Annotated in this window: 18 protein-coding genes and 1 pseudogene; 14 read left to right on the forward strand and 5 right to left on the reverse strand. The window is 62.0% G+C overall.

Features of this window, described 5'->3' with window-relative positions:
* Window positions 1-6: 6 nt before the first annotated feature.
* From ACDK93_RS10565 to ACDK93_RS10585, 5 genes are all read left to right on the forward strand, one after another.
* Window positions 7-465 carry a hypothetical protein gene (locus ACDK93_RS10565; protein WP_458068490.1) on the forward strand — a complete coding sequence of 153 codons (459 nt, stop codon included), beginning with the start codon at window positions 7-9 and terminating at the stop codon, window positions 463-465.
* A gap of 79 nt (window positions 466-544) precedes the next feature.
* Window positions 545-1813 (forward strand): TolC family protein, encoded by a 1269-nt coding sequence (locus tag ACDK93_RS10570; protein WP_458068492.1) that lies wholly within the window; start codon window positions 545-547, stop codon window positions 1811-1813.
* A gap of 8 nt (window positions 1814-1821) precedes the next feature.
* Window positions 1822-3093 (forward strand): efflux RND transporter periplasmic adaptor subunit, encoded by a 1272-nt coding sequence (locus ACDK93_RS10575; RefSeq protein ID WP_458068493.1) that lies wholly within the window; start codon window positions 1822-1824, stop codon window positions 3091-3093.
* Window positions 3090-6272 carry an efflux RND transporter permease subunit gene (locus tag ACDK93_RS10580; protein WP_458068495.1) on the forward strand — a complete coding sequence of 1061 codons (3183 nt, stop codon included), beginning with the start codon at window positions 3090-3092 and terminating at the stop codon, window positions 6270-6272. The genes ACDK93_RS10575 and ACDK93_RS10580 overlap by 4 nt, the downstream gene beginning before the upstream one ends.
* Window positions 6269-6616, forward strand: a complete 348-nt coding sequence (locus ACDK93_RS10585; RefSeq protein WP_458068496.1) for a copper-binding protein — start codon at window positions 6269-6271, stop codon at window positions 6614-6616. The genes ACDK93_RS10580 and ACDK93_RS10585 overlap by 4 nt, the downstream gene beginning before the upstream one ends.
* Before the next feature lie 187 nt (window positions 6617-6803).
* Here ACDK93_RS10585 and ACDK93_RS10590 read toward each other — a convergent pair whose 3' ends face one another.
* The 4 genes from ACDK93_RS10590 to ACDK93_RS10605 form a co-directional block, all read right to left on the reverse strand.
* Window positions 6804-7187 (reverse strand): ArsR/SmtB family transcription factor, encoded by a 384-nt coding sequence (locus ACDK93_RS10590; RefSeq protein ID WP_458068497.1) that lies wholly within the window; start codon window positions 7185-7187, stop codon window positions 6804-6806.
* A gap of 80 nt (window positions 7188-7267) precedes the next feature.
* Window positions 7268-7765 (reverse strand): arsenate reductase ArsC, encoded by a 498-nt coding sequence (locus ACDK93_RS10595; protein WP_458068498.1) that lies wholly within the window; start codon window positions 7763-7765, stop codon window positions 7268-7270.
* Window positions 7766-7777: 12 nt separating this feature from the next.
* Window positions 7778-8860, reverse strand: coding sequence for an ACR3 family arsenite efflux transporter (gene arsB, locus ACDK93_RS10600; protein WP_458068499.1), 1083 nt, complete (start codon window positions 8858-8860; stop codon window positions 7778-7780).
* Window positions 8857-9378, reverse strand: coding sequence for an arsenate reductase ArsC (locus ACDK93_RS10605; protein WP_458068500.1), 522 nt, complete (start codon window positions 9376-9378; stop codon window positions 8857-8859). Before ACDK93_RS10605 ends, arsB begins: the two co-directional genes overlap by 4 nt.
* 81 nt (window positions 9379-9459) lie before the next feature.
* Between ACDK93_RS10605 and arsH the strand changes: the two genes are divergently transcribed.
* From arsH to ACDK93_RS10635, 6 genes and pseudogenes are all read left to right on the forward strand, one after another.
* Complete coding sequence (gene arsH / locus ACDK93_RS10610; RefSeq protein ID WP_458068501.1) at window positions 9460-10242, forward strand: arsenical resistance protein ArsH; 783 nt, start codon at window positions 9460-9462, stop codon at window positions 10240-10242.
* A gap of 24 nt (window positions 10243-10266) precedes the next feature.
* Window positions 10267-10651: pseudogene (gene arsC, locus ACDK93_RS10615) on the forward strand (arsenate reductase (glutaredoxin)).
* Between the two features lie 212 nt (window positions 10652-10863).
* Window positions 10864-11910 carry a DNA-binding protein gene (locus tag ACDK93_RS10620; protein WP_458068502.1) on the forward strand — a complete coding sequence of 349 codons (1047 nt, stop codon included), beginning with the start codon at window positions 10864-10866 and terminating at the stop codon, window positions 11908-11910.
* Window positions 11911-11972: 62 nt separating this feature from the next.
* Window positions 11973-12512, forward strand: coding sequence for a zinc chelation protein SecC (locus ACDK93_RS10625; RefSeq protein ID WP_458068503.1), 540 nt, complete (start codon window positions 11973-11975; stop codon window positions 12510-12512).
* 48 nt (window positions 12513-12560) lie between these two features.
* Window positions 12561-13550, forward strand: coding sequence for an IS5 family transposase (locus ACDK93_RS10630; RefSeq protein ID WP_458068505.1), 990 nt, complete (start codon window positions 12561-12563; stop codon window positions 13548-13550).
* 15 nt (window positions 13551-13565) lie between these two features.
* Window positions 13566-13793: an SEC-C metal-binding domain-containing protein gene (locus tag ACDK93_RS10635; RefSeq protein WP_458072423.1), complete on the forward strand. Its 228-nt coding sequence runs from the start codon at window positions 13566-13568 to the stop codon at window positions 13791-13793.
* Window positions 13794-14427: 634 nt separating this feature from the next.
* Here the strand turns inward: ACDK93_RS10635 and ACDK93_RS10640 are convergent.
* Window positions 14428-14688, reverse strand: coding sequence for a hypothetical protein (locus tag ACDK93_RS10640; protein ID WP_458068506.1), 261 nt, complete (start codon window positions 14686-14688; stop codon window positions 14428-14430).
* Between the two features lie 233 nt (window positions 14689-14921).
* On the opposite strand from ACDK93_RS10640, the gene ACDK93_RS10645 reads away from it, so the two are divergent.
* The 3 genes from ACDK93_RS10645 (at window position 14922) to ACDK93_RS10655 (ending at window position 18843) form a co-directional block, all read left to right on the forward strand.
* Complete coding sequence (locus tag ACDK93_RS10645; RefSeq protein WP_458068508.1) at window positions 14922-15176, forward strand: CsbD family protein; 255 nt, start codon at window positions 14922-14924, stop codon at window positions 15174-15176.
* Between the two features lie 395 nt (window positions 15177-15571).
* On the forward strand, window positions 15572-17983 hold the full coding sequence (locus tag ACDK93_RS10650) for a DEAD/DEAH box helicase (protein ID WP_458068510.1): 2412 nt from the start codon (window positions 15572-15574) through the stop codon (window positions 17981-17983).
* Complete coding sequence (locus tag ACDK93_RS10655) at window positions 17980-18843, forward strand: ribonuclease H-like domain-containing protein (RefSeq protein ID WP_458068511.1); 864 nt, start codon at window positions 17980-17982, stop codon at window positions 18841-18843. Before ACDK93_RS10650 ends, ACDK93_RS10655 begins: the two co-directional genes overlap by 4 nt.
* The last annotated feature ends 3 nt before the right edge of the window (window positions 18844-18846 follow it).

The raw sequence follows: 18846 nt of genomic DNA on the forward strand, positions 1-18846 counted from the left end.
CTCATCATGACGCGTTTCCATCTGCCGCTCCTTTTCCCCCGTCGTTGGCGATTGCACGATATCCGTCGTGCGCCGCTGACGCGCTGGGTGCTGCTGGTGGCGGCCGTCATGATGTTGGGCTTGCAGTCCGCTATGGCCGCTTACGCCTGTGCTATGCCGCCAGGCGGTATGGCAACCATGGCGATGAACGCGTCGACCATGGACGGTTCGATGAAGGGTTCGTGCCCCGAGATGGCTTCTTCTCCGACTGACCATCTGCTTTGCGCCAAACATTGCGCTTCGGAAGTTTCTGCACCCACCGACGTCCATCCGCTCTCGGTTCCTCCCATGTTGTTGATGGGGTTGCCACCCGCATTACCGACATGGGTCGCACATACGCAAGCGGGTATCGCATACGACCGACGCGATCGCTTGCGAAGTCCCGGGCCGCCGGCAAACCTTTTGTTTTGCTCTCTTCTGATCTAGACACCCCGACGTCCGTCGACATGCTGTCGCGCCTGCCTAGGCGGGCGCGATGCCTCTTGGATTGCTGGAGTGTCTTGTCATGCGCTTTCTTTCTGTCGCCCGACGCCTTGTCGCGTGGGGTTTGCTCTTTGGATGGAGTTCGGCGCAAGCCGTGGTCTCTGCCAGCGCACCGCTAACGCTTGAGGCCGCCATCGAGCGCGGCGTCAGACACGCACCACTCCTTGCGGCACGCAACGCCGATATTGTTGCGATGAATGAAGAAGCCGGTCGCGCCGGTCAGCTTCCCGATCCATCACTGACCTTCGGCGTAGCCAACTATCCAGTGACCGATCCCGGCGCCTTCAGCCTACGCTCGGATACGATGACCATGCGAACCGTCGGCGTCATGCAGAGCATCCCATCGCGCGCTTCCCGTGACGCCGATCGCGCGCTGGCCGGTGCGCAAGTCGATGCGGCCGAGGCCGATCGCGTGAGCACGACGCAAACCCTGCAGGAACGCATCGCCAATGCATGGATCGACGTCTGGGCGACGCAGCGCAAGCGCACTTTGCTGGATGAGCTGCACGCGGAAAATACGCTGGCCATCCAGATTACCCAGGCGCGCCTGCGCGGCGGCGACGGCAGCGCGACCGACGCACTGGCGGCACGCGCCAATGCGGCGGCGCTGGACAATCGGCTGGATGCGGTCGATGCCGATCTGGCGGCCGCACAGGCCAGCCTGCAGCGATGGCTAGTCGAACCCACATCCATGATGGCCGATGCCCCGGACTTTAGCCAGCTGCCGGTGAGTGCCGATCGGCTGAGAAAGGGTGTGGATCAGCAGGCGCCGATGCAGGCCTGGCAAGCGCGTGAGCAGGTAGCACAAGCCGCGTTGGACCAGGCGCGGGCGGCCAAGCATCCCGACTGGAGCGTTAGTGCCATGTACGGCAAACGTGCGCCCAATCTGTCGGACATGGTTACGCTGCAGGTGGGTGTGAGCCTGCCACTGTTTACCCGCAACCGGCAGGACCACGGCATCAGCGCAAAGCAGGCGCAGTGGGACGCGGTGGAAGACGCGCACGAAGACGCGCGACGCGCGCAAAGCGAGATGATCGAACGCACGGTGGCGACGTGGCAGGGATGGACCAAACAGATTCAGCGCTATCAGGACACCCTGCTGCCGCTGGATCGTGACCGCGCACAAACTGCACTGGCCGGCTACCGCGGCGGCGGTCTGCTGCAACCCTGGCTCGATGCGCGACGCGACGAGATTGAGCTCCGACTCAGCTTCGCCGATGCCCTTGCCACGCGCGCCCGCCTGTGGGCGTCGCTGGCTTACCTGATGCCCGCCAAGGAGGCCGCGCCATGAATCGCAGCATGACCCTTTTTACCATTGCTGTGCTGTCGATCGTGTTGCTGCTGATTGGCTACGTCGGCGGCCGCCATGCGTCCACGCCACCGGCCACAACGGCCACCGCGGCATCGGCCGAGAGCAGCAAAAAAATCCTGTACTGGTACGACACGATGGTGCCCGAGCAGCACTTCCCCAAACCGGGCCTATCGCCGATGGGCATGCAGATGGTGCCGAAGTATGCGGACCCACAAACGCCGAAGGACGGCGTGCGCATCGATGCTGGCACCGTGCAGAACCTCGGCGTGCGCACCGCCGTGGTCGAACGCCGCGTGCTGGCAGCGGCCATCCGGGTGCCCGGCACCATCACCTGGGATTTGCGCAAGGCCACAATCATCAGTGCGCGGGTCGACGCCGTCATCAGCAAACTCAACGTGCGTGCCCCATATACTGCGGTAGTCACTGATCAACCACTGGCTGAGTTGTTGGCGCCGCAGTGGAGTAGCGCGCTGGCCGAATACCGCGCGCTTCAACAAGCACAGTCGAGCGATGCGAAAGCCTTGCGCGATGCTTCGCGGGAGCGTCTGCAAGTGCTGGGCCTGACGTCGGCAGATATTCAGTCGTCGCGTCATGGTGCAGGTGCGGCGATCGTCCTGCACGCGCCGCAGGCGGGCATCGTCACCACGCTGGACATGCGCGAAGGTCAGCGCGTTAGCGCCGGACAAACGCTGATGACGGTGAACGGCTTGTCCACCGTATGGATCGAAGCGGCGCTGCCGCAATCGGCCGCCGGCACGATACGCGCTGGCACGCCGGTGACGGTCAGCGTCGACGCGCTGGCAGGCCGCCACTTTTCGGGCACGGTGGAAACGCTGCTGCCGGATATCGATGCGACGACACGCACGCAGCGCGCGCGCATCGTCCTGGACAACCCGGACGGTGCACTCAGTCCGGGCATGTTCGCCACCGTGCAGCTGAACCCCGCGCAGGGCAACGCCGTGCCGGTGGTACCGGACGATGCGCTGATCGCCACCGGCAGCCAGACCCGCGTGATCGTCGCCGAGGACGGGGGACAGTTTCGCGCGCTGCCGGTCATTCTCGGTGCCGCCGCAGGCGGTTATACCGAAATACGTGATGGCCTCAGCGCTGGCGAAAAGGTCGTTATCTCCGGGCAGTTTTTGATCGATTCCGAAGCCAGCCTGTCCGGCGCGCTGGAGCGGTTGAACAGCAGCGCACCGACGACCGCACCAGCCGGCAGCGCGCCGGTGCCCAGTATGCCGATGGGCAAGCAGCCATGATCGCTGTCCTCATCCGTCACGCCATCGCCCATCGCCTGCTGGTGCTGCTGGCCGCGCTGGTGCTGGCCGTGGTCGGCGTGTTTTGCGCCATGCATACGTCGATCGACGCGCTACCGGAACTGTCCGATACGCAGGTGATCATTCGCACCAGCTACGCCGGTCAATCACCGCAGGTCGTCGAGGATCAGGTGACCTATCCGCTGGCCACCACCATGCTGTCGGTGCCGGGTGCAAAAACGGTGCGCGCGTATTCGTTCTTCGGCGACTCGTACGTCGATGTGCTGTTCGATGACAGCACCGACCTGTACTGGGCCCGCTCGCGCGTCCTGGAATATCTGAGCCAGGTGCGCGATCGCCTGCCGAGCGGCGTAACGCCGGCCCTCGGACCGGATGCCACCGGGCTCGGCTGGATCTACGAATACAGCCTGATCGACCGCACCGGCCAGCACGACCTTGGCCAGCTGCGCGCGCTGCAGGACTGGTTTCTGCGCTACCAGCTCAAGACCGTGCCGGACGTCGCCGAAGTCGCCACGCTGGGCGGCATGGAGCGGGCCTGGCAAATCGTGCCCGACACGACCGCGCTGGCGGCACGCGGCATCACCGTGGCGCAGCTGGTCGACGCGGTTCGCTCCGCCAACGGAGCCAACGGCGGCTCGGTCATCGAGCAAGGCGAAGCCGAACTGATGGTGCGCAGCGAAGGATATTTAACCACTCGCACGGATTTTGAAAACGTGCCGATCATCGTCAATGCGAACAGCGTGCCGGTATTACTGCGCGATGTCGCGACCGTGCAGCGCGGCCCCTCGTTTCGGCGTGGCGTGGCCGAGCTGGATGGTCAGGGCGAAGTGGTTGGCGGCATCATCGTCATGCGTTCGGGCAAGAACGCGAAAACCACCATCGCGGCAGTAAAGGCGCGACTGACACAGCTGCAGCGTAGCCTGCCTGTCGGCGTACAGATTGTGCCCACCTATGACCGATCGCAACTGATCGATGCGGCGGTAGAAAACCTGTGGGGCAAGCTGCTGGAAGAATTCCTGATTGTCGCCCTGGTCTGCGCGCTTTTTCTCGGTCACCTGCGTTCGGCGCTGGTTGCCGTGATCACCCTGCCGCTGGGCGTATTGACTGCCTTCATCGTGATGCACGTGCAGGGCGTGTCGGCCAACCTGATGTCACTGGGCGGCATCGCGATCGCCATCGGTGCGATGGTCGATGCGGCCATCGTGATGATCGAGAACACGCACAAGCACCTGGAGCGCTGGCGTGAATCCAATGACGGGCGCGAGCCGCAGGGAGCGCAGCGCTGGTCGCTGATCGCCGAATCCAGTGCGGAGGTCGGTCCCGCGCTGTTCGTCAGTCTGCTGATCATTGCGCTGTCGTTTGTGCCGGTGTTTGCGCTGCAAGGTCAGGAGGGCAAGCTGTTCAAGCCGCTGGCGTTCACCAAGACCTATGCGATGGCGGCCGCCGCCGGGCTCGCGGTGACCCTGGTGCCGGTGCTGATGGGCTATCTGGTGCGCGGGCGCATTCGCGCCGAGCACGACAATCCGCTCAATCGCCTGCTGATTCGCATGTATCGACCGATACTCGATGGGGTGCTGCGTTTCCCAAAGGCAACCCTGCTGATCGCCGGCGTACTGCTGCTCAGCGCGCTCATTCCCCTGAGCCAGCTGGGCAGCGAGTTCATGCCGCCGATGGACGAAGGCACGTTGCTGTACATGCCCACCGCACAGCCCGGGCTATCCGCCGGCAAGGCTGCGCAGCTGCTGCAGCTGACCGATCGCATGATCAAGACGGTGCCCGAGGTGGATCATGTCTTCGGCAAGGCGGGCCGTGCAGAGACGGCAACCGATCCGGCGCCGCTGGAAATGTTCGAAACCACCATCACCTTCAAGCCCAGGGCACAGTGGCGCCCCGGCATGACCATGGCGGGCATCAAGACCGCGCTGGATAACGCGGTGCATGTGCCGGGCCTGACCAACCTGTTCGTACCGCCGATCCGCAACCGCATCGACATGCTTTCCACCGGCATCAAGAGTCCTATCGGCATCAAGGTTTTGGGCACGGATCTGGCGACGCTGCAGAAGGTGGCCGACCGAATCCAAGCCGTCGCCACGGGCGTGCCCGGCGTGAGCTCGGCGATTGCCGAACGCCCCGCCAGCGGCCGCTATGTCGATGTGCATATTCGGCGCGACGACGCGGCGCGCTATGGGCTGACGCAGCAGACCGTGCAGCAGCTGATCGCGACGGTGGTCGGTGGCGATCCCATCGGCGAGACGGTGGAAGGCCGCGAGCGCTATCCGATCGTGCTGCGCTACCCGCGCACCGAACGGGATTCGGTCCAGGCCCTGCGGCAAATGCCGATCGTCTCCGCGACCGGCGCGCAGCTGGTTTTGAGTCAAATCGCATACATCAACGTCGACGCCGGCCCGTCCATGCTGAAAAGCGAAAACGGTCAGCTGGCCACCTATGTCTACGTCGACACTGCCGGTCGTGACATGGGCGCTGTGGTGGCCGATCTGCAGACGGCGGTTGCGCAAAACGTAACGCTGCCGGCCGGCGTCACGCTGGCCTGGTCGGGACAGTTCGAGTATCTGGCCAGCGCGATGGCGCGGCTCAAGCTGGTGGTGCCGGCAGCGCTGCTGATCATCTTCGCGCTGATCTATTCGGTCTTTCGGCGCGCGAGCGAAGCGGCGCTAATCATGGCGAGCGTGCCGCTGGCGCTGGTTGGCGGACTCTGGCTGATCTGGCTCCTGGGCCACGCCGTATCGGTGGCGACCATGATCGGATTTATCGCGCTGAGCGGCGTGGCTGCCGAGTTTGGCGTGGTGATGCTGCTGTATCTGCGCCACGCGTGGGAACACCAGCTCGCGCTCGATCCGCGCGCCGGCCCTGCCGCGCTGGACGATGCGATTCGCGAAGGCGCCGTGCAGCGCGTGCGGCCCAAGGCGATGACCGTGGCCGTGATCCTCGCCGGCCTGTTTCCGATCCTGCTCGGACACGGCACCGGCTCCGAAGTCATGCAGCGCATCGCGGCGCCGATGATTGGCGGCATGCTCACCGCACCACTGCTGTCCATGCTGGTCATGCCGGCCGCCTTCCGATTGCTGGTGCTCCACCGGCTGCGTCGCAGAAGCCAGACCCACACCACGTTTTACCCAACCCCAAAGGAAACTGACTCATGAAAAAGCGGCTTGTATCCGTTCTTGCCAGCACGTTGCTCGTCGTCTGCGGCGGCGTCGCCGCGCAGGCGATGGACCCCAACATGCCCGGCATGTCCGGTATGAACAAAGCCCCATCGGCCGACGCGCAGGGCGTCGGCATGATCAAGGCGATCGACCCTGCCAAGGGCACCATCACGTTGCAACATCAGGCGATCGCGTCCATCCACTGGCCGGCCATGACCATGGTATTCAAGGTGGCATCACCGGATCTGCTGAAGAACGTCACCGTCGGTGAAAAGGTGCAGTTCGGCCTGCATCCGGCGGGTATGGACAGTACGGTCACATCAATCAAGGCCGTGCCGTAAACCGAACGGCGAGCGCCTGCGCAAGCCGGCGCTCGCGATGCGCATCGTCAACTAACGCCTAATGGCATCGGAAGCGCGCGCACATTTCAGCTGTTGCCGCGATAGTCGATCCTGCTAAAAAAGGCTTGGACGAAAGGCATCGAACTCGATTTTTTTGAATGGACAGTCGATTGCCTGAAACGGGAGATCAAGCAATAGCCTTGCGCTGATTGGAGCGTGGTGTTTCGCTCGTCTTTTTGATTTTGCCGGGTGCGCCTGAGGGACTGACTGCATCGCAGCTAACGCCAGATTGGCTACAGCAATGATCGGTGAGATACCCGATGAGATCATTCATCGCTTCGATCACCGGTGAGTAATACACGAACCGACCGCTCTGCTTACTCACGACCAGACCTGCGTGGGACAGCTCTTTGAGGTGGAAGGACAGCGTGGCGTTCGGTACACCAAGCTTCTCCGCGATGGCGCTTGCCGCTAGCCCATTGGGAGCGTGTTCGATCAGCAGACGATAGACAGCCAACCTCGACTCTTGTGCGAGGGCAGAGAGGATGGTGACCGCTTGTGTGCTCTTCATTGCGTTGGCCGTGAGGAAGGTTCCGCTGTCTGGTGTCGCGTAAGTGAGTGTAGTTCCTGATGCCACCACCATGCTTCTCACTAATCCGGTGAGTTGCCCATAGCTTCCAGACGGCTCGACACCGCCAGCCGGTCCAGAGCGGCGATGTTCAAGTTCAGCAGGAGGCTGATGCGTTGCTGCAAGAGGTTACGGGCCAGCAAGAAGGCCTTCAGTACCTTCTGGGCATCGCCTTGGGCCTTGGCGGGATCAGGGATACTCCAGTGCGCAGTGATGGGCGCACCGGGCCACGCGGGGCAAACCTCGCCCACCACGTGATCGCAAACCGTGATTACGAAATCCATCGCTGGCGCGTCAGGCTGGGTGAACTTATGCCAGCTCTTGCTGTGCAAACCGTCGATAGGCAGGTCAACGGAACGCAGTACCTCCAATGTCTCGGGATAGATAAAGCCCTTGGGATGACTGCCTGCGCTGTAAGCGTGAAACTTTCCGCGCCCAAAGTGGTTGGTCGTCGCTTCGGCGAGAATGCTCCGCGCTGAGTTCCCCGTGCATACATACAACACGTTGTATTGGCCTTGCATGGTGATCTCCGGTTAGAAAGCGCGCGTTTCGTACCAAGGCTTACTCACGGTGACGATGCGGACCACCGAGAGCATGACGGGCACCTCAATGAGCACGCCGACCACGGTCGCCAGAGCCGCCCCGGAATGCACACCAAATAAGCCGATGGCGGTGGCCACGGCCAGCTCAAAGAAGTTGCTTGCGCCGATCAGCGCTGAGGGAGCGGCCACGCAGTGCGGGACACCGAAAGCTCGATTGAGCAGGTAGGCCAACCCCGAGTTGAAATAAACCTGGATCAAGATCGGCACGGCAAGCATGGCGATCACGAACGGCTGCGCGAGTATCTGCTGCCCCTGAAAGCCGAAGAGAAGGACCAAGGTCAGTAACAGCGCGACGAGTGAGATTGGCCCCAGCCGATCGAGTACGGTTTGTAGCGCTGTCGGCCCACCGCTGGCGAGTACCCAGCGGCGCAGCACAAGGCTGATGATGACGGGCACGATGATGTACAGAACGACCGAGAGAATCAGGGTGTTCCACGGGACGGTGATCGCGGAGATGCCAAGCAGCATGGCGACGATGGGCGCGAACGCGACGACCATGATGGCGTCGTTGACGGCTACCTGCGTGAGCGTGAAGTTCGGTTCGCCCCCGCACAGGTTGCTCCAGACGAATACCATGGCGGTACACGGCGCAGCCGCCAACAGGATCAGGCCCGCCACGTAGGAATCCAGCTGGCCCGCAGGTAGGTAGGCCGCGAAGACATGACGGATAAATATCCAGCCGAGCAACGCCATCGAGAACGGCTTCACCGCCCAGTTGATGAACAGAGTGACGCCGATACCCTTCCACTGCTTGCGCACGCCGGCCAGAGCGCCGAAGTCGATCTTCAGCAGCATCGGGATGATCATCAACCAGATCAACACGGCGACGGGCAAGTTCACCTGGGCGACCTGCATGCTCCCCAGAGCCGCGAAAGCATCCGGCAGGAGGTGACCGAGCAGCGTACCGACCACGATGCACAGCAGCACCCAGACGGTCAGATAGCGCTCGAAGAATCCTATGGAGCCTGCCTTCGGTTCTTCGGGCATACCGGCTTGCGCAGTGACCTGACTCATCCGACGTTCCTGCTGCCGCTCTTCGCGTCCGTGATGTCGCCGATTCTGTCGAGTGCGGCCCTCAATTCTGCCTTACACATCGTTTCGACCGGCAGCGCCAACATGGCTTCAATCCGGTGCGTGATCAGCGCATGGGCATCCCGAAAAGCCTCCCCGATGGCTGCAGGGCTACCCGTGGCACTGGCAGGATCAGCGAGACCCCAATGGGCGCGCACAAAGTCCCCGAAGAGCACCGGGCATGGTTCCTTGGCCGCGCTGTCGCAAACCGTGATGACGATATCCAACGGCGGAGCACCCTCACCGACGAACCGATCCCACGACTTGCTCGATAGGTTGCCGCACGGCATGCCCGCTGCCGCCAGCGTGTCCAGCGCATACGGATTCACGCGCCCGGTGGGTTGGCTTCCGGCGCTGAATGCTTCGAAGCGACCATGGCCCAGATAGTTGAGCGTGGCTTCTGAGAGGATGCTGCGGGCGGAGTTGCCCGTGCAGATGAACAGGACGCGGCAGGGGTTCATGAGACAGACTCGTGTGTGGATAAGCTCTCGACGTTTCCATAATGGTAGAATCATCGAATTCATGCAACAGGGCGACAGCTCATGACCGTGCACGACCTGCCGAACATCGCGCGTCAGGCGATGGACATCCCCAGTCTCGCCAAGCTGGCGCTTCCCGCCGGTGCGGACCATCCGCCGCGCATACTGATCCTCTACGGGTCACTGCGGCCGCAGGCGTTCAGTCGGAAGCTCGCGCGGGAGGCCCAGCGCATTCTGCAATGCTTCGGTGCCGAGACACGGGTGTTCGACCCCCACGATTTGCCGATGCTCGACAGCGTGCCGGCGAGCCATCCCAAAGTCCAAAGGTTGCGCGCGTTATCGCTGTGGTCTGAGGGTCAGGTGTGGGTAAGCCCGGAGCGCCATGGCGCAGTGACAGGCGTCTTCAAGAACCAGATTGACTGGCTACCGCTGGAGGATGGCAGCGTGCGACCGACGCAAGGCCGCACCCTGGCGGTAATGCAGGTCTGCGGTGGTTCACAGTCATTCAACGTGGTCAATGCGCTGCGCTTACTCGGTCGCTGGATGCGTATGGTGACCATCCCCAACCAGTCATCTGTGGCCAAGGCATGGCAGGAGTTCGACGATACCGGTCGCATGAAGCCATCGGCTTACTACGACCGCGTAGTTGACGTGATGGAAGAACTGTTCAAGTTCACTCTGATGATTCGCGACCGTAGCGACTACCTGATAGATCGGTACAGCGAGCGAAAAGGTGCCACCGAAGCTCGCTCCCTATCGGCCGCCGCCCACGTCATCGAGGTAGCGCCATTTGCTCCCACGTTAGATATGGCCAAAGCCGGTTGCTGTACCACCGGAGCTTGCTGATCATGATTAAGACCCAGCGCCACGATTTATCACAACCCCAGTTGTGGCACTTCGCCCAACACGTTGGCGATTCTTCGTCATGCCGGTATCGAGCCAACGGTTATCGAATACCTAAAGACGCCGCCCGGTAGAGAGCACTAATTCAGCTTATCGACGAAGCCATGCTGAAGCCGCGAGAGTCTTTGCCTGAAAAGAGAACACCCTTCGCCGAGCTGGGTCTGGGCGAGCCTGGAATCAGCGATGAGGCCGTCATCGTTGCATATTGACGCATCCGATCCTGATCAACCAACCTTTCGTCGTCACTGATCGCGGAACACGTCTTTGCCGGCCTTCGGAAGTCGTGCTGCAGACCATGCCACCACTCCCCAGTCCATTTACTAAAGATGACGGCGAAGTCATTGCTCCATGATCGGAAGCCGGCAGCTGTACAAGCTAATCACCTTGATCATCGAGGGTTTCGTACTGAGATTCCTTGAACATTCCACCGGAAGACGGCCAAGGCGGGATAATCCAACATTATCCCATGTCATTTTCAAGGCTATAATTGCTGAACAATTGCTGTTGAGTATTACGTAATTACATGGTATGTAACGTATTACGTTATTCATGGGAGAGGCGGCAATGGCACGCGCAGGCTTATATAAGACCGAGGTCGAGACGGCCCGCGACAGCTTGATCGCGCAAGGCAAGCACCCCTCCGTTGATGCCGTCCGCATTGCCCTCGGCAACACCGGATCCAAGAGCACCATCCATCGGTATCTCAAAGAACTGGAGGCCGAGGATTCATTAGCGCCACCATCCGGTCTCGTGATCAGTGATGCCTTACGTACCTTGGTCGCGCAACTTTCGGCACGGCTCGCTGAAGAAGCGGACACCCGCATTGCCGAGGCTAAAACCCAGTTTGATATGGCAACTCAAAAGGCCGCCGAAGCGCTGGCCAACCAGGAGCGCGAGGGTCGCGCCCTGAGCGATCGGCTGCAGCGGACCGAAACTACGCTTCAGGAGACCGCGCGCTTGCACCAAGAAGCCTTGGCGCAACTGCAAGAGCGCACGACACAGGTCAGGACATTGGAAGAGCGGCTGGCCGGTCTCGATGCACGCCTTGTCGAACAGGCGTCCCATATCCAGTCGGTCGAACAAAAGCACAGCCAAGCCCGCGAGGCCTTGGAGCATTTCCGGCAATCAGCCAAGGAACAGCGAGACGCGGAATCGCGTCGCCACGAACATCAGGTGCAGCAGCTGCAGGTCGAGCTACGGCAAGCCAACGAGTTGATCACCGCCAAGAATCACGACGCCATGCAACTCAACCGTGATAATGCGCGGCTCACTGAACTCCATGGCCATAGCGAAAACGCGCTACGCGCGTTGCGACGCGAATACGATCAGGTTTCCAAGATTGCCAAAGACGTACCCGACCTAAAACGGCAAAATGAACTGCTTGGCCAGCAGCGGTTGCAAGCTACTCACGAAAGCGACCAACTTCGGGCCGAGCTTGAACGGGTCAGGGCAGAATTGGTCTTAGAACGACAGGCGCGGAGCGTAGAGATCGAGGAACAGAATCGCCGCGAAGACCGGCTACAGGCGATTGAGGCATTGCTGGCCCAGCTCAAACCCAAAGATCCAGCGGGCGACATGCCGTCGACGAATGAATCGGCACCGGTCCCATAAAAGCTGCTTAAAGGGGCACGATCCTGGCGGGTGTAACCCCATCAACGTTGGAGTCTTCTTATTTGAAAACCATCACGCCGGCACGTATCACTCGACACGTCCAAAAGCTGATCACGAAAGTCGTTCCCGGTGGAAACGCTGCTTATGTAACGGTGCGACCCGACGCTGACGCCGTGGTCAACGAATGTTTTCCTAATGTAGCGGCCAAGATCGTGCGTTCGGGTGGACACATGCTTTGCGGCTGGCAGATCTGGGAATGGCCGCATGTCCTGGTGGAGGCGGAGTTTCATGCTGTCTGGGTTTCGCCCGAGGGGAAGCTGATCGACATCACGCCTAAGTTACATGGAGAGGATACGATCTTGTTTCTATCCGACGCTCGGCGCACGTATACCGGCGTTGTTATAGATAACGTCCGGCTCCCTGCGCGGGACGATTTGCTCATTCGACACTTCATCAGGGCGTCAGAAGCCATCGTCCAGGTCATGAATCGCAGCGAGCGCGCCGCTCAGTACGGGCACGTCAGCGTTCCGGCGCATGAGATCGAGCCGCTGATAGCAGCGCAGAGCTTTCTCGGTCAGTCTATTTCATTAGGGAAACTCTGATTTTGCTTCGTTGTCGAAGCATGCACCCGATGCGAGAGAGTGTAGACGATGACCGATCAGCTGACCTTGGCGACGCAAGTCGACGGTGGGTTTGAAGCTCACCGCAAGGCGACACGACGCGATGTGTTCTTGGCGGAGATGGACAAGGTCGTGCCGTGGTCGCAGCTGTGCGCGGTGATCGAGCCGTTCTACCCCAAGCCACGCGCCGATGGCGGCGGCCGACCGGCCGTGGGTTTGGAGCGCATGCTGCGCATCCACTTTCTGCAGCAGTGGTACGCGCTGAGCGATCCGGCGGTGGAGGAAGCCTTGTACGACTCCGCGTCGATGCGGCGGTTCGTGGGCATCGATCTGGGGCGCGAGCCGGCGCCGGATGAAACGACGGTGTGCAAGTTCCGCCACCTGCTGGAAAAGCACGGGCTGGTCAAGACGCTGTTCGAAGCGGTGAACCGGCATCTGCACCATCAAGGGCTGAAGCTCTCGCAGGGCACGATCGTCGATGCGACGATCCTGGGTGCGCCCTCGTCGACGAAGAATCGGGACAAGGCGCGCGACCCGCAGATGCACCAGACCAAGAAAGGGAATCAGTGGTACTTCGGCATGAAGGCCCACATTGGTGTGGACGAAGCCACTGGCCTGGTTCACAGCGTGGTGACGACAGCGGCCAACGTAGGCGATGTCACCCAGGTGGGCGATCTGCTACACGGCAAGGAGCGGGCCGTGTTTGGCGACGCCGGCTACATCGGCGCGCAGAACTACGCCAAGGCCAAGCGTGGGCGCCAGTGGTATATCGCCGCCAAGCGGAGCAAGGTCAAGGCGATCGATGATGAGACCTTGCGCGAGTTGACCGAACAGATCGAGCACATCAAGGCATCGATCCGCGCTGTCGTCGAACACCCGTTCCGCGTGATCAAGCGGCAATTCGGTCACGTCAAAGCGCGCTATCGTGGCCTGGCCAAGAACGGTGCACAGGTGCTGACGCTGTTTGCGTTGAGCAACCTGTGGATGTCCCGCGAGTATTTGCTTGCAAAGACAAGATAAGTGCGCCTGAAGGCCGTGTTTTGGCAGCGAAATGCGGCCAAAACGCGGCGAGCATTCGCCGTCCAACCGCATGGATGTCACTCACCGGAGTCGTGCGTCAAGCCGAAGAATGACGACGCCTACGAAGTCGGGTTGATCAGACCTTTCTTAGGGCTGCGCGACCACGATTCGTGTTTATGCCGAAGCGGTAGTAAATATAAGCGATGCCATGGCCCAAGATTTGAAGTTCTCTTCAACAAGTAACTTGGTGCGGATAATTCCTCGCCACCAGAGTCAGGAAAGCCAGATAGTTACAGTCCTGCGAAAGCTTCGGAATCGCGGCCAGACCTTATGCCTCGGTAAGCGCATCGCTGACTTTTTCAAAAAAAGTCGGCAACAGCATTTATTTCATCAGATCAATAGCTTGGAAGCCTAAATGCCTGTTTTTGTATGAATCCCTGCCGACCCTCACCATGGCGTCGACGACGCGTGCCGAGCTTTTCGCCAACGGCTATAAGAAGAATAAATGCCGCCGGTGGCAGCTGCCGACAACGCGTTTGCAGAGAGTGCGCTGACGGGCGCTTGTATTAGCAATGACCGTTAGGCCGACTGAATATCCACTCGTGAAGCGCACACCTTCATATTCGTGCTCACGAATGACACCACGTCACCCGAGGAGGTCCCGGGCAGATCAAAAAAGCCGCCCGTTGCTGGGCGGCTTTTACGCAGTGAGGGCTGCGCGGTGTGCATTGCCGGAACTCGTCATCCGTGGCGAGGCAGAGAAGCTACCTTGACCGGCGGGGCCAGTATCGAAGGGTTTGCGTGAGCAGAACGTAACAGTAGCGCTGTCATTTTGTTCAAAACGCCCTGCTCCGTTAAATGACTATTCGCTTAGTGCTTACTGATCGGCGCTTGTTCCTGAATTGCTCGACATATCTTCATCGCCGCTCCGCTGCGAATTGCCGTCGCCTTGCGGCGTGCCGGGGGTACCGGGATCGCCATCCGTTTCAGCCCCGACGTTTCGAGCCAGATCGTCCGGCGTCAACTTGGTACGTTTGTCGGCGATTTCGATAGCCTCCAGTCGCTCGGCACTTTTCTCTGCGTTGGTTTTCTGATTTTTCGTTCGGCGCTCCTGACAGATGGTGCTGGCAGTCAGCATTGGCCTTCGCACAGCAGCGTGATGCGAAAGGAATATCCGCGCGTGGTGCCGTGCCAGCGCTTGTCGGCCTGATCATTGTTGGAAACACGGCGCGGCTTGGTGGGTCGCACGACCCTTCACTCTGGGAGTTATCCTGAACAGTGAGATACGGACGACGTCGGCTTTTCTATGTTCTTCACGACGCTTCTTGCATCGTCTGCGCCCACGTCAACCCAACTCAAAGGTCACTACCCATGAACGATCATCAAGTCGAGGGCACCATCAACAAAGTCGCGGGCCGCATTCAGGATGCGGCGGGTGCTTTGACCGGCGACGCCGATCAGCAGGCCGAGGGCAAGGCTCGCGCAGCCGCCGGCGATGTGGAAGCTGCCGCAGGCGACATCATCGAACGCGTGCGTGACTGGGCATCCGACCGCCCGCTGAACAAGGTGCTTATCGCTGCCGGCGTCGCATTCCTGATCGGCCGTTTAACCGCCAGCCGCGACTAAGGTTTGCGACGATTGATTGGAAAAAAACGGCCCACGCGGCCGTTTTTTTTTCGCCGTGATGATCTCCGGCTTGCTGCACCTTTGCCGTGATGCTCGGTGGACTCTGAAATTACGGGTTCTATACGAATTGTCATCGCGCTGTTATCCGGGGTTTACGTTGTTACGGGGATACTTGTCCGGCTGCACGTGATGATCAAGAGGCTTGCGGCCGGGCGCCGTACGTCAGGTGAGCTTGCATAACTCGCGCTGGCCGGCGACGGCCGCAAGCCTCTTGATCATTGCTGGCCGTGGGATTTCTTTGCCGTTGGCTGCCATCACGCAAGGCGCATGGTGCGGCGATCTCACTTGGTGAGACGGGCTGTCCGTTCAATAAGGCGAGCCGCCAGGACTTGCCCATGAACGCCCAGCTCGATCGATACCACGCCGCCGACTCCCTTGTACTCCGCGGTCCCAGCGACGGGCGCACGCTGGCGCAGCGGCTGACCAAGCGGTACGCGGCACGAATCACCGGCGCGTTTGTTGTTCCCGGCTGCAAGGGCTCGTATGCGCCGCTGCCGGACGATCTGCCGCCGGCGCTGGCCCAGGCCCTCCGATCACGCGGCATCGATCGGCTCTACAGCCATCAGGCGCAGGCGTGGGCAGCGGCGCAGGCGGGCGATCACGCGGCGGTGGTGACGCCGACCGCATCGGGCAAGTCCCTGTGCTACACCCTGCCCGTCATCACCGCGGCCATGACGCAGCACGCCAAGGCACTGTACCTGTTTCCGACCAAGGCGCTGGCGCAGGATCAGGTGGCCGAGCTGCTGGAGCTCAACCAGGCCGGCGAGCTGGGCGTCAAGGCGTTTACCTTCGACGGCGACACGCCGGGCGACGCGCGCCAGGCGATCCGGCTGCACGGCGATATCGTGGTCAGCAATCCGGACATGCTGCACCAGGCGATTCTGCCGCACCACACGAAGTGGGCGCAGTTCTTCGAGAACCTGCGCTATGTGGTGATCGACGAAGTGCATACCTATCGCGGCGTGTTCGGCTCGCACGTGGCCAATGTGATCCGCCGGCTGAAGCGCGTATGCGCGTTCTACGGTGTGCGTCCGCAGTTCATTCTCTGCTCGGCCACCATCGGCAATCCGAAGGAGCATGCCGAGGCGCTGATCGAGGATGTCGTCACTGCGATCACCGAAAGCGGCGCGCCGACCGGCGACAAGCACGTGCTGCTGTGGAATCCGCCGGTAGTGAATCCCGATCTCGGCCTGCGCGCCTCGGCGCGCTCGCAGACCAACCGCATCGCGCGGCTGGCGATCAAGTCCGGCATGAAGACGCTGGTGTTCGCACAGTCGCGCACGATGGTCGAAGTGCTGACCAAGTATCTGAAAGACGTGTTCGACAACGATCCGCGCAAGCCCGCGCGCATCCGCGCCTATCGCGGCGGCTATCTGCCGAAGGAGCGCCGCGCCGCCGAACGCGAGATGCGCGCCGGCTCCATCGACGGCATCGTCAGCACCTCGGCGCTGGAGCTCGGCGTGGATATCGGCAGCCTGGACGTGGTGGTGCTCAACGGCTATCCGGGATCGGTGGCGTCGACCTGGCAGCGCTTTGGCCGCGCCGGCCGGCGGCAGCAGTCGGCGCTGGGCGTGCTGGTGGCCAGCAGCGATCCGCTCGATCAATACCTGGTGCGGCACCCGGAGTTTTTCCAGGGCGCGTCGCCGGAGCACGCGCGCATCATGCCGGACCAACCCCTTATCCTGCTCGACCACATCCGCTGCGCGGCGTTCGAACTGCCCTTCATCGGCGAGGAGATGTTCGGCACCGAAGTGGCCGCACCGTGGCTGGACGTGCTGGCCGAGGACGGCGTGCTGCATCGCGAAGGCGATCGCTGGGAATGGATTGCCGACAGCTACCCGGCGATTGCGGTATCGCTGCGCTCGGTCGCCGACGGCAATTTTGTCGTGGTCGACCGCACCAACGGCCGACAGACGATTATTGCCGAGGTGGATTTCAGCGCCGTGCCGGTGACCTTGTACGAAGGCGCGATCCACATGATCCAGTCGGTGCCGTATCAGGTCGAGCGGCTGGACTGGGACGGCCGCAAGGCCTATGTCACGCGCACGCACGTCGACTACTACACCGACGCGATCGACTACACCAAACTCAAGGTGCTCGACTGTTTCGACACCTCGCACGCGGGCTGCGGGCAGGCGCATCACGGCGAGGTGCACGTGGTACGCCGCGTGCCGGGCTACAAGAAAATCCGCTTCTACTCGCACGAAAACATCGGCTACGGCTCGGTCAACCTGCCCGATCAGGAGCTGCACACCACGGCGGTGTGGTGGCAGCTGGCGCAGGACGTGCTGGGCGCCGCGTTCGAGGATCGCCAGCAGGCGCTGGATGGTTTTCTCGGCGCCGCCTACGCCCTGCATATCGTGGCCACCGTCGCGGTGATGGCCGAAGCGCGCGATCTGCAGAAGTCCGTCGGCAGCGGCGATGGTGCGTGGTTTGTCAGCGCCGATATCAGCGGTCGTGGCCAGTTGCGCGGTGGCGACGGCCAGCCCACGACGCTGGCGGCCGATGCGCCGTTTACGCCGACGGTGTATCTCTACGACGCGTTCCCCGGCGGCATCGGCCAGAGCGAGCCGCTGTTCGATCGACGCGAGGATCTGATCGCACAGTCGGTCACGCTGATCGAACGCTGCGACTGCCGTGCCGGTTGCCCGGGCTGCGTCGGCCCGGTGCTGGCCGCGGATGAAGATGCGGCAACCACGCCGAAAGCGCTGGCGCTGCGCGTGCTGGCACTGCTGGTCGCGCTATGAGCGCACTCGCGGGAAAACTGCGTCAGCTGCGCGCGCAGAGTGGCCAGGCAACGGCATCGCCCGTGGCGGCAAGGCCGGCGATGCCCGCCAACGTGCGCAACCTGCTGCTTCGCCATGCGCAGATAAAACAGCAGGGACCCGCCCGACTGACGTCGCGCGATCGCGACGTGGCCGGCGACGAGATCGCGCCGGGCCTGCGCTACACCGAGGCGCGGATGGACTGGCTGCAGCCGCCGACGCTCATCGATGCCGCGTTCGCACGGATGGAACCGGTGCATCACGATCGGTTGCTGCATTTCGATACCGAAACCACCGGGCTTGCCGGCGGCACCGGCACGCGCGCCTTCATGATCGGCGCGGCCGACTGGATCGACGGCCGCTTTCGCATCCGCCAGCTCACCATCACCAGCATGGCCGCGGAGACGGCCATGCTGCGCACCTTCGCCGGCTGGCTCAGCGACGACACCGTGCTCGTGAGCTACAACGGCAAATGCTACGACGCCCCGCTGCTGGCGACGCGCTATCGGCTGGCGCGGCTCGCCAACCCCTTGCACGGGCTTGCCCATCTCGACCTGCTGCATCCGGTGCGACGACGCTGGAAAGGCGTGTGGGAAAACTGCCGGCTCGCCACCGCCGAACGGCAGCTGATCGGCGTGGTGCGCGAAGACGACCTGCCCGGCGCCGAGGCGCCCGCCGCCTGGCTTACCTATCTGAAAGGCGGCTCGGCCGCCAACCTGCGCCGCGTTGCCCATCACAACGCGCAGGATCTGAAGAGCCTGGCCGGCGTGCTGATCCAGCTGTCGCATCTCGGCGATATACCGCCGCCGCTGCGCGTGCGAAAAATCGCCCTGCCGACCTAGCGT

It is taken from the genome of Rhodanobacter sp. BL-MT-08, from assembly GCF_054161255.1.